This is a genomic window from Thermococcus prieurii (assembly GCF_054657655.1).
On sequence record NZ_BAAHYH010000002.1, the window covers coordinates 777882 to 792109 of the forward strand.

Consider the following 14228-nt stretch of genomic DNA (forward strand, 5'->3'; position numbering starts at 1 on the left):
TTTCATCAGTTATTCCAATAAAAACCTTCGTGGTTCAACCCTTTAAGCTACCCCAGGGACCGAGCACCTCAAAGCTTCCCTTGGTCTTCTCACGAAGGGTTCTGTTTTCGTTGAGGTATATAACGTACCGGACCCACGTGAAGGTACCACCAAGCGGGTTGCCGTCCCGGTCTACCCTAACGATTGCCCTGATTAGGTTTTTGGCCTCAAAGGGGGTGCCGTTCTCAATCGTCCCAATGGCGTAGCTCTCGGTCCACGAGTAGGTAACGTTGAACGCGTACTCCCCCTCTGCCACGCGAGCAGGACCGCTGACGTTTCCATTCCTAAACAGCCAGGCAATGAAGTTCATGACGTTCCACTCAACACCGTGGCTTCTCGTGGCGAGGTCCCAGTTTATTTCGTAGAACTTGCCTCCCGGGACTGCGGAGAGAGCGTAGACGCCGTTTCTCCCCCTGCTCCTCCACACAGCGGTCTTGTTATCGTAGTTGATGCACGCAAGAATCGTGGTGTTAGTGCTCCCCGAAAGCTCGACCCTCCAGCAGAAGGACGTCGTGTTCCCAACGTGACTCAGGACGCTTCCCACCGTCGGAGCGGAACCGCCCCCACCTGCGTTGCTAACCCAGAAGACCAGAACCGAAACGAGAAGGATGAGCACTACAACTTCCCCTACGTACCGCTTCATGGTCCCCCCAATATATATTACCACAACATCATAAAAACTTTGCCCCAAAATAAAATTCAAAGGGACTCGAACTTCTGGAGGAAAATCTTCAAGTCCGTCCTAAAGGGCTCCTCGGCGCGCTGAAACTCCTCGTTTAAAAGCTGGAGAAAGTTCTTCTCATCGGTTGCCTCGTTCCAGAGCTCCCTGACGAGATTCTCCAGCCTCTCCCAGTACTCCACGTAAGGACGGGCTTCAAAAAGGGCCCGTTCAAGCCGTTCCGCGTTCACCGCCATCCCCTCCTGACGAGGTAATACCAGAACCTCTGCCTGTCTTCTTCCTCCCCCAGAATGAGGAAGTAGCGGAGGATTGAGAGATTCACGAGGAGGAGTAGTATCAGCATTATGTTGTAAGCGGGGACGGTCGCGCTCAGGAAGGCAAAGTAGTCCCATGTAAAGTGGAGGAATATCGCGAGGGCGTAGAATGGGGCGAGGGAGTAAACTTTGCCCTCAGCCTTCAGACCGTAGCCAACGCCGACTATGGCCGTCCAGGTGCCGTGGGCAAATGGCGTCAGGAAAGCCCTCGTCAGCGTTACCGCGACACCCCAGCCGAGCCCGTAGAGGAAGTTCTCGGTGGCGGCAAAGCCGAGACCGGCGGCGACTCCGTAGACGAGGCCGTCCATTATGCCGTCCATCTGGCCGGCCTTGTAGGGGAACCTGACCGCGAGAGCCTTGGCCGGCTCCTCGACGAAACCTGCAACGAGGGCAACGTAGAAGGCCGTCGTTGGTAGAAGGGGCTTAATCATGCCGCCTATTGTAAGGATGCTCTCGAGAACGTACGCTATGCCCACTGAGAGCGTTGCACCTAGAAGGAACGTAGCTATGACGTAGCGCTTCGGTTCTGGCTCGTATCTATCCTTATGATAGAAGTACCATAGTATCGCGAGTGCCGGAGCGTAGGCAAAGAACAAGAGCGCCGTCAGCACGTTCATCGCTATCACCCATAAGGGTAACCGCCAGGGGGTTTAAACTTTTCGTCACAGCCGCGAGAGGGCCTCCCGAAGCCGGGACAGTCTGCCGAAGTCTAGGAGTTCGTCCCCAACGGGGACCAGAACGCGGAAGTCCTCGGGGTAAAACCGGAGGAACGGGGATACAATCTCCCTGAGAACGTCGTTGCCGTAGGCCCAGGGACTGAACGCGGGCAGGACGATGAGTTTCTCGCCGAGGAGGAAGGCCGGAACCTTGACAATGGCACCAACCTCGTCCCTGAGCCTTATCGCAGGGTGCTCGTGGCCGATTATGAAGCGCTCGCCTTCAACGACCTTGTGCCCGTGAACGAGCTTCCACCTTCCGAGCTCAAGTTCATCAACGACCTCAACGCCGAGCTCCCGGAGCCAGAGCGTTCCAACATCGTGGTTTCCCCTGACAAGGACTATCTCCTCAACGAGCGGCCCTATCTCCTCGAAAAACGACCTGAGCTCCGCCCTCTCGCGCCATTCGGGAATGAAAGAGTGCTTCAGGTCGCCGTTTATGATTAGCCTCTTCGGCCTTTCGCGCTCTATCAGGCCTTTTAAATCCCCTACAATTTCGTGGAAAACCCTGGGGAGGTAGAACCCCTCCCTGGCCATCGCTATCTCGTAGCCGAGGTGCAGGTCGGCTATGATGAGGTTCCTCCCAAGGAGCAGGGCCTTCTCCGTAAGGGGCTCTGGTTTCATGGTTCTTGGTTCGTTTGAAGGCTTTTAAACTTTGTTAGGAGAACCGAAAAGGTTTTAAGTCCGTTCACTAAGGTGGCAATGGTGAGTAAAAATGGCCTACATTGGGTTTGCAAGGAGCCCCTATGGACCTGCGAAGACCTACGAATTAATCCTCGAAGAACTCAAGAAAAGGGGCTTCGGCGTTGAGTTCTCAAAGCACCACTGGATGGGTGATGTCCCCTTCGGGCTCGTCATCGCGGAAACCGATAAAGGGAAAATAGCGGTCAGGTGGAACCTTGGGCGAGAATTCAGCATCAAAATCGAAGAGGTAAGCGACGAGGACTGGGACGAGTTTGTGGAGGATACCCTAGAGTACCTCAGCGGCGATTGATGTAATGAATTCCAGTCTGGTTTATCATCATTTTCACCGCTCCAAGGTTCAGGAGCATGTAGTTCTTGTCCATCGGAGGCGCTATGTAGCCGATGTAGGAGCCGTTCACGAACTTCCAGCTTCCTATTTCCTGAAAGTACACCTCGTTGCCGTTTGAGGAGCTCCTGCTCGTCCAAACGACTATTGAGAGCGTATCAAGCTTCTGAGTGAAGTTAACGGCGAGGTAACCGTAGGTTAGACCTCCCGTGCAGTTGCTCGAGTTCCCTCCGAGACCAAGGGCTTTGAGCGTGCCGGAATCTATCTCATAAATCGTTAAAACGCCTGTGGGGGTGAAGTTGTAAACGTACGCAACGGAGCAGTCTCCGATGAGCCTGTCATCAACGATGAACTGCCAGCTTCCATTCGGTGGGGAAGTTCCAAGGTAAACGGCACTCACGTTGGGGGGAGTTGGCTGTATGCCCCCCATGAGATCCTTCCACCAAGGACCAATGGAGAGGGCTATGATAACGATAAACGCCACGAGGGACACAATCGTGACCCTGCTCTTGAAGGGGCTCTTCATGGGCATCCTCCAAAGGTAGTTGGAGGACATCCTAAAAATATTTTATCGTTCTGGATGTTTTCCCTTTTTGACGTTCTCAATCACATCGAGCAGGCTCCAAAGGTCCCTTATGACGTGAAGGTGCGGAATCAAGGCCAGTTTTTCTCGATTTTTCTCGATGAATCTGGCGGTAAACGGAAAGTAGTACCACACGAACTCCGTGTTCTCGTCGCCCCTGCCGATGAAGCGCCAGGGCTTGTCGTCCACCCAGATGAAGGTCTCGTTCCCGTATTTCTCCCGAATGAGCTGAAAGGCCTCGTCGAGCGTCATCTTCCTACCAAAGACGATGACGTCGTCGAAGAGGTCGTAGAGGCCGGCCATCTTCAGGCGTTTAACCTTCATGCCGTCTATGAAGTCCTCTGCCGAGAAGGAGATGACCGTGTGGCCCTCTTCCTTGAGCTTTTTCAGGAGCTCGGGAGCGTCGTCTATGGGCCGACTAAGCTTCGCCCTCTCGATGAACCACGTCTCGAAGAACTTCGTCCGGAGGAAGAACGGCGGTTTGTGGGTCTTTTTATGACCCCCAAGGCTCGGCCTCTCGAACTGGAGCTCGATTTTGGTCAACAGCTTCGCCCACAGCGCCTTCCCCGGGAGCCAGCGGTAGCGCTTCTCAAGGGCTCTTTTGAAGGCCTCCTCTATGCAGGAGTAGCTGTCCACGAGCGTTCCGTCGAAGTCGAAGCCAATTATCATGCCCATCCCTCACGAAGTTCTCGGGCCGGCTTTAAGGCTTTCGATGTACATAGCTGTACTAATGTACGGGAGCACAAGGCATATAATCTCAGGGGAGTACTTCAAACGACCGTCTTAACCTTTCGAGGTGATTGCCATGGGAAAGCACTACCTTCCCAACCTCGCCCAGAGGGATGAAATGCTGAAGGAAATCGGCTTTAACTCGATTGACGAGCTCTTCTCGGACGTCCCCGAGGGAATGGTGAAGGAGTTCAACCTCCCGGAGGGAAAGAGCGAGTACGAGGTCTTCCTCGAGCTCAACGAGGTTCTCTCGAAGAACAAAACCATCCTCGAGATGCCGAGCTTCCTCGGAGCTGGAACTTACTTCCACTACGTCCCGGCTCATGTTAAGTACCTCATCGAGAGGAGCGAGTTCCTCACCGCTTACACCCCCTACCAGCCCGAGATAAGCCAGGGGATGCTCCAGGCTCTCTTTGAGTACCAGAGTATGATGGCCGAGCTCTACGGCCTGCCGGTCGTCAACTCCTCGATGTACGACTGGGGAACTGCCATAGCGGAAGCCGCTTTGATGACCGTCAGACTCCACAGGGGCAGGAGGAAGCGCTTCGTGATTCCGAAGGCGATAAGCCCGGAGAAGAAGGCCGTCATCGAGACCTACACGCGCGGTGCGAACCTTGAGATAGTCGAGGTTCCCTGGGATGAGAACGGCCAACTCGACGTCGAGAGGCTCAAGGAAGCCGTTGAAAACGCGGCCGGAGTTTACGTCGAGATGACCAACTTCTTCGGTCTCGTCGAGGAGAACGTGAGGGAGATAGGCGAGATAGCCAAGGAAGCCGGAGCCTACTTCGTCGTTGGGGCCGACCCGACGATGCTCGGAATCTTCGAGGCGCCGGGCGAGCTTGGAGCCGATATAGCGGTCGGCGAGGCTTCATACCTCGGCAATCCCATGAACTTCGGCGGGCCGAGGGCAGGGGTTTTCACGGTGAGGGACGACAAGAAGCTCATCCGCCAGATGCCGGGCAGGATAATCGGAATGACGAAAGATGCTGATGGAAAGAGGGCTTTCGTCATGACACTCCAGACGAGGGAACAGCACATCAGGCGCGCTAAAGCTACGTCGAACATCTGCTCCAACGAGGCACTCGTTGCCGTTGCTTCCGCCATACACCTGGCCAGCCTCGGACCGAAGGGCCTGAAGGAGCTCGGCGAGGTCATACTCAAAAACACCGCGTACTTGAAGAGAAGGCTGAGCGAGGTTGCCGAGATTCCCTTCGAAGGCCTTTACTTCAAGGACGTTCCCGCTCGCTTCGAAAGGCCATACAGCGAGATACACGAGGCCCTCCTCGAGAGGGGAATACACGGTGGCTACTACATCGGAGAGCACTTCCCGGAGCTTGGCGAGACAGCGCTCTTCTCAGCAACTGAAACGACGAGAAAGGAATGGGTAGATGCCCTAATCGAGGCCCTCAAGGAGGTGGCCTGAATGTTCCGCCAGGCTAAGTGGGACGAACCCCTCATCTTCGAGCTTTCGAGAGAGGGAAGGGTCGGCTATACGTTGCCGAAGCCGATTGAAGATTTGGATGTCGAAATTCCCGAGAAGCTCAGGAGGAAGAGCAAACTTAACCTTCCAGAGCTAAGCGAGCCTGAGATAGTGAAGCACTACACGCGTTTGAGCGAGATGAACTACGGCGTCGATTCCGGCATCTATCCGCTCGGCTCGTGCACCATGAAGTATAACCCCAAGATAAACGAGGAAATCGCCGGTCACCCAGGAGTCGCCTACGTCCACCCCTACCAGGACGAGAGAACCGTTCAGGGCGCGCTTAGGATAATGTGGGAGCTGGAGCAGTGGCTCAAAGAGATAACCGGCATGGACCGCTTTACTTTACAGCCGGCAGCGGGAGCGAACGGCGAGTTTACAGGTGTTTCAATAATAAGGGCTTACCACCTTGACAACGGCGAACCGCAGAGGGACGAGATGCTCGTTGCCGATTCCGCCCACGGAACGAATCCGGCCAGTGCGGCGATGGCCGGCTTCAAGGTCATCGAGATTCCCTCGACGGAAGAGGGGACGATGAACCTGGAGGCCCTTGAGAACGCTGTGGGCGAGAGGACGGCTGGATTGATGCTCACCAACCCCAACACCCTCGGCATCTTCGAGGACGAGATACTCGAGATAGCGAAGATAGTCCACAAAGCAGGAGGACTTCTCTACTACGATGGTGCCAACTTAAACGCCGTCCTCGGAAAGGTCAGACCAGGGGATATGGGCTTCGACGTCGTTCACCTCAACCTGCACAAAACGTTCTCGACACCGCACGGCGGAGGCGGGCCTGGAAGCGGGCCCGTTGGAGTTAAGGACTTCCTCAAGGACTACCTGCCCGTTCCGCTGATGGGCTACGACGAGGAGAACGACCGCTACTACCTCGACTACGACGTGCCCAAGAGCATAGGAAAGGTGAAGGAACTCTACGGCAACTTCGCGGTCATGGTGCGGGCCCTCGTTTACCTCAAGGTCATGGGTAGGGACGGGCTGAAGAACGCGAGCGAGATGGCCGTTCTCAACGCCAACTACCTGACGAGGAAGCTTTTGGGAACGAAGGGCTACGAGTTGCCCGGCAAAAAGCTTAGGAAGCACGAGACAGTCTTCAGTGCAGAGCCGATGAAGAAGGAAACCGGCGTTACCGCGATGGACGTGGCGAAGAGGTTGCTCGACTTTGGACTGCACGCGCCAACGGTTTACTTCCCGCTGATTGTGCATGAGGCCCTGATGATTGAGCCGACCGAGACGGTCAGCAGAGAGGAGCTCGACGCGTACGTCGAGGCGCTGAAGAGGATAAGCGAGGAAGCCTACGGCAACCCCGAGGTCGTCAAGGGCGCTCCCCACAACACCGCCGTGAGGCGTGTTGACGACGTTCTTGCCGCTAAAAAGCCCGTCCTCAGCTGGAGGATGTACCTTGAGCTGAAGGAGAAGGGCGAAGTGGACTACTGAACTGCCCTTTTCTACCCATTTTTGCCCAGAAAGGTTTTTAAAGTTAAAGGGAAAATATGTAATAGAAAACTTACACATGGGTGATTCGTATGACAGTTGGGGTCGGACGCCTTGAAAGCACCGGATACGATGTTGGGTTTGATGAATACGTGGTCCCAGTGAGGGGCTTCCTGCTTCAGAGGGGCAAGCTAACCGGGATATACGTGAAGGACGGAATAATCCCGGTCACGGAAGAGCTCCCAAAAGAAGTCCACAAGGCCGTAGTGAAGGGGCGCGTGAAGAAGGAGATAACAGTAAGGGAGATACGCTACGGAGAGGAAGACATCATTGAGGTCCTCCTCGAGGCGGACTACCAGAGCTGGACCGTCTTCACGACTAGCTGAAGGTCGTACAACGCTGAAATTCCACCCAAAGTTTACTTCACAACAGTTACACCCTCAGCAAGGACACGCCTGAACGACTTATTGGGGGCGTGCTCTTCTTCTAAAATCACTACAAACACTGACAAGGTGTCAATTCTAAAGTTAAATCCAACGAGAACAGGCAATTGGATAAAAGCTCTTAAGTGAAACATAGTCGTCAATCAAAGAGAAAATCTCCCAAAATGTAACTCTCAGAAGGGACTACAAACTTTGATGAAACTTCGCGCAGGCGAACAAACTTTGCTTAGCAAAGTTTGACCAAAACAATGCCCTTCCCATCCAGAGGAGCAAAAGTCAGCCGTGCACTAATCAACTGTAACTTTGGAAGGGGTTTAACACCAAAATAAAACCTCCTAAGTAGTTTAACTTTGTCATCGGCGTCCGAAGCACCTTTAAAGAGAGAAACACTCACAAGCAAGCTTTTGGGAAAAGATTGCCCAAAAGCTAGTAGCTCCTGCAAAGGGTTCAAAGGAAGTAGATTTCACTCACAAAACCCTATTTTTCAAAAGGAAAACACACCAAAAACAGCCTTTCCAAGGGGTTTACTATTCTCTGACGCCCGAGAGGTGTCAATTTAAAAGCAAACCCGCAGTAAAGGAGCAACTCGACAAGTTCTCACAACCAAGAATGGCCAATCAAAAAGAAAATCACTCAAGATTTAGCATTTCAGAGGGAGCTACTAACTTTGATGAAACTTTACAACAGCCTTTGGGAAAGGCTGGCGAGCAAGCTTTAAGAAAGCTTGACCAAAAAAAAGTGCCCTATCTCACCAACGGGCAAAAAGACAGTTGTGCACTAATTAAGGCGCGATTTTAAAACGAGTTTAACTTCAAAGATACCTTGAGAATTAGTTTCAACTTAGTTTTGGCGTCCTTCGGACGCCGTTTGGAGGGATGAAACACTCTTGAAAGAGCAAGTCAAAAAGAAACTCTTACAAATTGTTGAAGCTCAAAAAAGCACCTACTTTTCCGCCAGCGCTGAAACTTTGCTCGGCAAAGTTTCATCAAAGTTCGTGATTCCTCTATCAAGGGTTTCTTTTGGAGTGTTTGCGCTTTTAACGGCTTTTTGAAATGTGAATTCTCCGATTTTGGAGCTTCTCCGCTTGGGTTTGCTTTTTTCTCGCGCTCCAGGGGAGCGCCTCTTAGAGAAACCCCTTCCAGAGAGTCCTCAAAGAGAATTCCTTGAGAGTACTGTCATTTGAAAGTGCAAACTTCTTAGAGTTGCGTTTTTAGAAAAGAATCGCCGACCTTGGTCAAACTTCGCGCAGGCGAAGTTTGTAACTGGTGGGCCCGCGGGGCTTCGAACCCCGGACCTCCGCCTCGTGAGGGCGGCGTCATAACCAGACTAGACCACGGGCCCGCCCGGAGTATGGAGAGCGGGCAAAAATATAAAGCTTTCGCTAAACATCCTTCAAAATCTCCTCAGGTGCACCCGCGAACTCAACCAGATACTCCGCCTCGACGATGTGAAGCCTTCCTGGAACTATGAGAACGTGGGGTTGCCTTCCAAAGTCCTCGTTAATCATGTCCTTCACGTAGCCTGCCCTTATCGTCGGGTTCAGCGAGCCGGCCCTTGCCAGAACAACGACGAGGGTCTCGGGCGTGAAGACTCCTTTTTTCTTCATCTTCTCTACCTGTAAGAGTATCTCCATCGCCTCGTTCGCCGTCATGTAGCGGTTCCGCTCGGCCTTTATGTCGAGGAAGAGGAGTGTGTGAAGACCGCGCTCCCTGTTCTCCCTGATTACGTCGTAGTGGCTCGTCGGGAACCAGTTCTTCTCAGGATATGCAACGGTGGCACTCTTTCCGAACTTGTAAATCTGAAGCCCGGTTACGGCCACCGCGGAGTAGATGCTCGGGGCGTGAATCACGTAGCTCTCAACGCCGGCTTTCTTCGCCCGGATTCGCAGGTCGGAGTGCGTCGTCGCTACCATCGGGTCTCCAGCGGTGAGAAACGCCACGTCCTTCTCCTTCGCCTCCGGAAGGACGATTTTCTCGAAGTTGAGCTCAACGTCTTCCCTGCTCAGCCTGACTATCGGCTTACCTATGAGCTCTTCCACCCCCTCTATCGTCGTTCCCGCGAGGAGCGATGTGTAGAACTCCGCAAAGACCTTATCGCACTTCCTGGCCGTTTCGAGGCCCTTGAGCGTTATGTCCTTCTCATCGTAGAGTCCGAGCCCTATGAAGTAGAGCGCCATTCCCACCACCGATGCAGGATTGCCCTAAAACTTTTAAGTTTTGGGAAAACTACTTAAAGGTTTTTGGCGAACCTAACCCGGTGAGGGCCGTGCAGGTCAGCAAGAGGGAGGAGGAGTACCTGGAGGCTATGTACATTCTCCATAAGAACAAGGGTGTAATCAGGGTTAAGGACATAGCCAAGATAATGAACGTCAAGCCCCCAAGCGTCGTTGATGCCCTCAAAAAGCTCGCCGAGAAGGGTCTCGTCGAGTACGAGAAGTACGACAGGATTCTCCTGACCGATGAAGGCAGGAGGATAGCCGAGGAAACTTACTCAAAGCACGTCTTCCTGACGAAGTTCTTCGTGGACATACTCGGCATCCCACCGGAGATAGCGGAGCACGACGCCTGCCAGTTCGAGCACTACGTCAGCGAGGTAACCGTCAAGAGGATGAAGGAGTTCGCGAAGTTCATCCAGGAGCAGTGCCCGTACGTCCTCAAGCAGTTTTTAAAAGAAAAGTTGGAGGAATGAACTCTTCTTTCACACTTTGCTCACAAGACGCCTGCAAGGTAGGCGAAGTAAGCCACGAAGATTACCGCTAGCGCGTACATTATTGGGTGTACTTCCTTCCAGCGCCCGCTGAAGACCTTGAGGACGACGTAGCTTATGAATCCAAGCCCTATGCCTATTGATATTGAGTACGTAAACGGTATCGCCATCAGCACGAGGAAAGCCGGCAGTGCCTCGGTGGCGTCGCTGAAGTCCACGTTCTTGATGGCGCTTATCATATAGTAGCCGACTATGACGAGGGCAGGGGCGGTTGCAAAGCTCGGTATGGCCTGGGCTAGCGGGGCGATGAAGAGGCCGATGCCCAGAAAGAGCAGGCCGGTGACGAGTGAAGTCATGCCCGTCCTTCCGCCCTCCTCTATTCCCGCGGCGCTCTCAATGTACGTGGTGACCGTTGAGGTGCCGAGAACCGCACCGAGCGTTGTTCCTATGGCATCGGTGAGGAGGACCTTCTCAACGTCCGGGATTTTACCGTCCTTGGTCAGGTAGCCAGCCTTTGCGCTGAGTCCCGTAACGGTTCCTATGGTGTCGAAGAAGTCCACCATGAAGAACGCGAAGACGACGCCGATTGCACCGACGTTTAACAGACCCCTGAAGTCGAGTTTCATGAACGTGTAGCTCACCGTTGGAGCCGAGAAGAGGTGGTGTGGCCACGGCGCCGCCCCGGTAATCCATCCTAAAATGCTCGTCGTCAGTATAGAGATTAGCAGGGCACCCTTAATGCGCATCGCTATGAGCACTCCCGTGAGAAAGAGACCGAAGAAGAACAGCACCCCAGCCTTGGTTGCGAGGGCCGCGTAGTGCATCCCAGTGAAATCGAGAACCCCATTGTGAGTCGCGGCGGTTATGAGGCCCACATCGTTGAGGCCTATGAACGTAAGGAAGAGGCCGATTCCAGCACCAACAGCGTACTTCTGGCTCATTGGGATGGCGTGTATGATGGCGCTTCTGACCTTCGTCAGGGTGAGTATTATGAAGATGATGCCTTCAACGAAAACGGCCGCAAGGGCCACCCGCCAGTCGTAGCCCATTCCCTTGACGACGCTGTACGTAAAGTAACCGTTCAGCCCCATTCCGGGAGCAAGGGCAAATGGCTTCTTGGCATAGAGGGCCATTATAATCGTTGTTATACCCGCTGAGAGCGCCGTAACCGTGACGAGGGAATCAAAGGCCCCCTTACCCATGGCAACACTGAGTATCTGGGGATTCACAAAGAGTATGTACGCCATCGTCATGAACGTTGTTATTCCAGCGAGAACCTCGGTCTTCATGTTGGTTCCGTACCTGTCAAACTCGAAGTACCTCTCGAACCACTCCATGACCTTCCCCCCAAGATTTGACATAGAAACGGCGATAAAACGGACTTATAAAACTTTTTTTGACATAAATCTGTTATAAAGTGAGAAGGGAGAAAGACCTTACTAAGATGCCCACCCGCGGAGGAACGCGGTTTGGCTCAAAGGGCAAGTCCGGCAGTGGGCGCTCCGCTATGATGGTATGGCCCTCAACGTCGAGGTAAAGCCTCATCCTCCCTGGAAGGAGCTCGTAACCGGTAACAGTGGCGTCTTCACCTTCCGTTATCAACACACTTTCAGGCCTGAAGAACACCTTAACTTTTTCATCAACACCAACAGAGAACTCAAGGTTTCCAAGCCTCGCCACGCCGTTCTCAGCTTCGAGCTCAAGGATGTTGCTCGTCCCAAGGAACCGCGCCACGAACTCTGTTCTGGGTTTGTAGTAGAGCTCAAGTGGCTCCCCAATCTGTTCAACTCTTCCGACGTTCATGACGGCAATCCTATCGCTAACCACCATCGCCTCCTCCTGGTCGTGGGTGACGTAGACCGTCGTTATTCCCAGCTCCCGCTGAATCCGCCTTATCTCGGAGCGGAGGCGCTCCCTTATCTTCGCGTCGAGGTTGCTGAGGGGCTCGTCCAGGAGCAGAACTTCCGGCTCAATGACAAGAGCTCTCGCGAGGGCAACGCGCTGTTGCTGTCCGCCACTCAACTGCTCCGGATAGCGGTTTTCGAGGCCCTCCAGCCCGACGAGCTCAAGGGCCCACCGAACCCTTCTCTCTACCTCCGCCCTCGGGAGCTTCCTCATCTCCAGTCCGAACGCGATGTTCTTGAAGACCGTCATGTGGGGAAAGAGCGCGTAGTCCTGAAAGACTATGCCGATGTTCCTCTCGTTGGGCTCAAGGCCCGTAACGTCGGTACCGCCAAAGAGAACCCTCCCTGAGTCAGGCTTTTCAAGGCCCGCTATAATCCTCAGCGTCGTCGTTTTTCCACAGCCACTCGGGCCGAGCAACGTCAGGAACTCGCCGTCCTTCACCGAGAGGTCAACGCGAAGCTCAAAACCGTCCCAGCGCTTGCTTACGTTCCTGAGCTCAACGCTCACCATACCTCCTCACCGACCTTTTCTATTATTAGGAATCCTACTGCAGACACCACCATCAGGATGACCGAGAGGGCGGAAGCGCTCCCAAAGTGCCTCGCGCCAAGGAACTTGTAAACGGCGAGGCTCATCGTGGTGTACTCCGGCGGGGCGAGCATGTAGGTCGCTCCCAGCTCGGCTATGCTCATCGCGAAGGCGAAGATTGCCCCGACGATGAGGCTCCCAAAGGCCAGTGGCAGTTCCACCCTCAGGAAGGCCTTCCACTCGTTGGCTCCGAGCGTCAAGGCGGCCTCGCGCAGGTTCCGCTTTATCTTGGCCAGCCCGGTTGAGAGGGAGCGGAAGACGAAGGGGTAAGCTATGACGGAGTGGGCTATAGCCACAATCCAGAAGGTGTAGTAGAGGGGCGTTGACTGGAAGAGCATTATGTATCCGAGCGCGACCGTTACTGGGGAACTCGCAAGGGGTAGCATGACGAGAACGTCGAGAACGCGCTTTCCCCGGAAGTCCCAGCGGTTCAGGAGATAAGCGAGCGGGAGCGCGACAAGAATCGAGATTACAACGGTCGTGAAACCGAAGAGGAGGGAGTTCTTTATCGCACCAAGGGTCGAGACGCCGAACATCGGGTTGTACTCCGGCGAGAAGACCCTGCGGTAGTTCTCAAGGCTGAGGTGACCGTTGAAGAGAAGGGAGTCGTAAACTATTGCCAGCAGTGGGGCAACGATGAAGACGAACACGAGAACCGAATAAAGGACCACGCCCAGCCCCTTGATGCTGAGGAAATCCCTCGGCCCGAGCTTCTGGGGCCTCTGAAGAACCCTCTGCTCCTCCCTCCTAGAGTACGCCTCAAGGGAGCGGAGGTAGAGGTACATGAAGATGGCACTCAGGGTTATCTGAATCACCGCCAGAGCGGAGCCGGTCCGGAAGTCAAGGAGGGTCATGACGGTCGAGAAGATGTCCACCTCCATGGTCACGTAGCGGTAGCCACCGAGGATTAGAGGGATTGAGAAGCTCAGGAAGCAGAAGACGAAGGTGAGCATCGCCGAGGCAAAGATTGCGGGCGAAATTAGGGGCAGGGTCACCTTCCAGAAGAGCCTGAAGCCCCGCGCACCGAGCGTTTTGGCCATCTCCTCGTAGTGCGGGTTGACCCGTTGCCAGAGCGACGAGACCATTCTAACCACTATCGGGAAGTTGTAGAAGGCGTGGGCGAGGAGTATGGCCTTCCAAGTGTAGATTATCCCCGGGTCGCGTCCGATGAGGTGGGCTATGAAGCCGTCCTTTCCGAAGAGGAGGATGAAGCCGAGGGCGACCATTATACCAGGCATTACGAAGGGGACTGTCAGAATGGCCCGGATTACCCTCTTGCCCGGAAAGTCGTACTTGGCAAAGATGTACGCCCCGGGGAGGCCAATAATGAGCGTAAGGACGGTCGAGGCGAGCGCCTGGCCGATTGTAAAGCGTATAACCCAGCGGTGGTAGGAGTTGCCGAGGACTGCCGAGAGGAACTTCAGCGTCGGGCCGTTGTCCCAGAGGCCCAGCTTTAGAATATGCACCATAGGCAGGTAGAAGAAGACCAGCAGGAAGGCCAGCGGGAAGGCTATGAGTAGGTAGCTCGGCCTGAACCTCATGGCCAAAACTCGGTTTTGCCTCTTTA

At 54.2% G+C, this 14228-nt stretch carries 15 protein-coding genes and 1 tRNA gene; 5 read left to right on the plus strand and 11 right to left on the minus strand.

Annotation, left to right across the window (positions count from 1 at the left end):
- Positions 1–34 precede the first annotated feature (34 nt).
- The 4 genes from ACYQ04_RS07500 to ACYQ04_RS07515 are packed head-to-tail and all read right to left on the minus strand — an operon-like array spanning position 35 to position 2372.
- On the minus strand, positions 35–682 hold the full coding sequence (locus tag ACYQ04_RS07500) for a hypothetical protein (protein ID WP_460128535.1): 648 nt from the start codon (positions 680–682) through the stop codon (positions 35–37).
- Between the two features lie 56 nt (positions 683–738).
- The gene (locus ACYQ04_RS07505; RefSeq protein WP_099209978.1) at positions 739–954 is read right to left on the minus strand and encodes a hypothetical protein; all 216 of its coding nucleotides are present in this window, start codon (positions 952–954) and stop codon (positions 739–741) included.
- Positions 945–1649, minus strand: coding sequence for a PrsW family intramembrane metalloprotease (locus tag ACYQ04_RS07510; RefSeq protein ID WP_460130047.1), 705 nt, complete (start codon positions 1647–1649; stop codon positions 945–947). Before ACYQ04_RS07510 ends, ACYQ04_RS07505 begins: the two co-directional genes overlap by 10 nt.
- A 45-nt stretch (positions 1650–1694) precedes the next feature.
- Positions 1695–2372, minus strand: coding sequence for a metallophosphoesterase (locus ACYQ04_RS07515; RefSeq protein WP_460128537.1), 678 nt, complete (start codon positions 2370–2372; stop codon positions 1695–1697).
- Between the two features lie 91 nt (positions 2373–2463).
- Between ACYQ04_RS07515 and ACYQ04_RS07520 the strand changes: the two genes are divergently transcribed.
- Positions 2464–2742 (plus strand): hypothetical protein, encoded by a 279-nt coding sequence (locus ACYQ04_RS07520; RefSeq protein ID WP_460128538.1) that lies wholly within the window; start codon positions 2464–2466, stop codon positions 2740–2742.
- Here the strand turns inward: ACYQ04_RS07520 and ACYQ04_RS07525 are convergent.
- Entirely contained in the window at positions 2729–3310 is a 582-nt protein-coding gene (locus ACYQ04_RS07525) for a hypothetical protein (RefSeq protein WP_145955360.1), read from the minus strand. The two genes, ACYQ04_RS07520 and ACYQ04_RS07525, sit on opposite strands and share 14 nt — an antisense overlap.
- 36 nt (positions 3311–3346) lie before the next feature.
- Positions 3347–4030: an HAD family hydrolase gene (locus ACYQ04_RS07530; protein WP_460130049.1), complete on the minus strand. Its 684-nt coding sequence runs from the start codon at positions 4028–4030 to the stop codon at positions 3347–3349.
- 136 nt (positions 4031–4166) lie between these two features.
- On the opposite strand from ACYQ04_RS07530, the gene gcvPA reads away from it, so the two are divergent.
- The 3 genes from gcvPA to ACYQ04_RS07545 all read left to right on the plus strand — a co-directional run bounded on the left by gcvPA (position 4167) and on the right by ACYQ04_RS07545 (position 7405).
- Entirely contained in the window at positions 4167–5513 is a 1347-nt protein-coding gene (gcvPA, locus tag ACYQ04_RS07535) for an aminomethyl-transferring glycine dehydrogenase subunit GcvPA (RefSeq protein WP_460128540.1), read from the plus strand.
- On the plus strand, positions 5514–7022 hold the full coding sequence (gene gcvPB / locus ACYQ04_RS07540) for an aminomethyl-transferring glycine dehydrogenase subunit GcvPB (RefSeq protein WP_460128542.1): 1509 nt from the start codon (positions 5514–5516) through the stop codon (positions 7020–7022).
- A gap of 89 nt (positions 7023–7111) precedes the next feature.
- On the plus strand, positions 7112–7405 hold the full coding sequence (locus ACYQ04_RS07545) for a hypothetical protein (protein ID WP_460128545.1): 294 nt from the start codon (positions 7112–7114) through the stop codon (positions 7403–7405).
- Between the two features lie 1320 nt (positions 7406–8725).
- On the opposite strand, the gene ACYQ04_RS07550 is transcribed toward ACYQ04_RS07545, so the two are convergent.
- Together ACYQ04_RS07550 and dph5 are read right to left on the minus strand one after the other, a co-directional pair.
- Positions 8726–8803, minus strand: a tRNA-Val gene (locus tag ACYQ04_RS07550).
- Between the two features lie 40 nt (positions 8804–8843).
- Positions 8844–9638, minus strand: a complete 795-nt coding sequence (gene dph5 / locus ACYQ04_RS07555) for a diphthine synthase (protein WP_460130051.1) — start codon at positions 9636–9638, stop codon at positions 8844–8846.
- 89 nt (positions 9639–9727) lie between these two features.
- Between dph5 and ACYQ04_RS07560 the strand changes: the two genes are divergently transcribed.
- On the plus strand, positions 9728–10150 hold the full coding sequence (locus ACYQ04_RS07560; protein ID WP_099209968.1) for a metal-dependent transcriptional regulator: 423 nt from the start codon (positions 9728–9730) through the stop codon (positions 10148–10150).
- A 20-nt stretch (positions 10151–10170) separates the two neighbouring features.
- Here the strand turns inward: ACYQ04_RS07560 and ACYQ04_RS07565 are convergent, their stop codons facing one another.
- The 3 genes from ACYQ04_RS07565 to ACYQ04_RS07575 form a co-directional block, all read right to left on the minus strand.
- Complete coding sequence (locus ACYQ04_RS07565) at positions 10171–11505, minus strand: NCS2 family permease (protein WP_099209967.1); 1335 nt, start codon at positions 11503–11505, stop codon at positions 10171–10173.
- A 73-nt stretch (positions 11506–11578) separates the two neighbouring features.
- A complete protein-coding gene (locus ACYQ04_RS07570) occupies positions 11579–12583 on the minus strand; it encodes an ABC transporter ATP-binding protein (protein WP_460128548.1) in 1005 nt (334 codons plus the stop codon).
- Positions 12577–14202, minus strand: coding sequence for an ABC transporter permease (locus ACYQ04_RS07575; protein WP_460128551.1), 1626 nt, complete (start codon positions 14200–14202; stop codon positions 12577–12579). Before ACYQ04_RS07575 ends, ACYQ04_RS07570 begins: the two co-directional genes overlap by 7 nt.
- Between the last annotated feature and the right edge of the window lie 26 nt (positions 14203–14228).

Bases quoted from the DNA above. Each gene is read 5' to 3' on its own strand.
- ACYQ04_RS07570 (WP_460128548.1), bottom strand. From the start codon at position 12,583: ATGGTGAGCGTTGAGCTCAGGAACGTAAGCAAGCGCTGGGACGGTTTT.
- ACYQ04_RS07515 (WP_460128537.1), bottom strand. From the start codon at position 2,372: ATGAAACCAGAGCCCCTTACGGAGAAGGCCCTGCTCCTTGGGAGGAAC.
- ACYQ04_RS07505 (WP_099209978.1), bottom strand. From the start codon at position 954: ATGGCGGTGAACGCGGAACGGCTTGAACGGGCCCTTTTTGAAGCCCGT.
- ACYQ04_RS07520 (WP_460128538.1), top strand. From the start codon at position 2,464: ATGGCCTACATTGGGTTTGCAAGGAGCCCCTATGGACCTGCGAAGACC.
- ACYQ04_RS07500 (WP_460128535.1), bottom strand. From the start codon at position 682: ATGAAGCGGTACGTAGGGGAAGTTGTAGTGCTCATCCTTCTCGTTTCG.
- ACYQ04_RS07545 (WP_460128545.1), top strand. From the start codon at position 7,112: ATGACAGTTGGGGTCGGACGCCTTGAAAGCACCGGATACGATGTTGGG.
- ACYQ04_RS07565 (WP_099209967.1), bottom strand. From the start codon at position 11,505: ATGGAGTGGTTCGAGAGGTACTTCGAGTTTGACAGGTACGGAACCAAC.
- ACYQ04_RS07525 (WP_145955360.1), bottom strand. From the start codon at position 3,310: ATGCCCATGAAGAGCCCCTTCAAGAGCAGGGTCACGATTGTGTCCCTC.
- dph5 (WP_460130051.1), bottom strand. From the start codon at position 9,638: ATGGCGCTCTACTTCATAGGGCTCGGACTCTACGATGAGAAGGACATA.
- gcvPA (WP_460128540.1), top strand. From the start codon at position 4,167: ATGGGAAAGCACTACCTTCCCAACCTCGCCCAGAGGGATGAAATGCTG.
- gcvPB (WP_460128542.1), top strand. From the start codon at position 5,514: ATGTTCCGCCAGGCTAAGTGGGACGAACCCCTCATCTTCGAGCTTTCG.
- ACYQ04_RS07575 (WP_460128551.1), bottom strand. From the start codon at position 14,202: ATGAGGTTCAGGCCGAGCTACCTACTCATAGCCTTCCCGCTGGCCTTC.
- ACYQ04_RS07530 (WP_460130049.1), bottom strand. From the start codon at position 4,030: ATGATAATTGGCTTCGACTTCGACGGAACGCTCGTGGACAGCTACTCC.
- ACYQ04_RS07510 (WP_460130047.1), bottom strand. From the start codon at position 1,649: ATGAACGTGCTGACGGCGCTCTTGTTCTTTGCCTACGCTCCGGCACTC.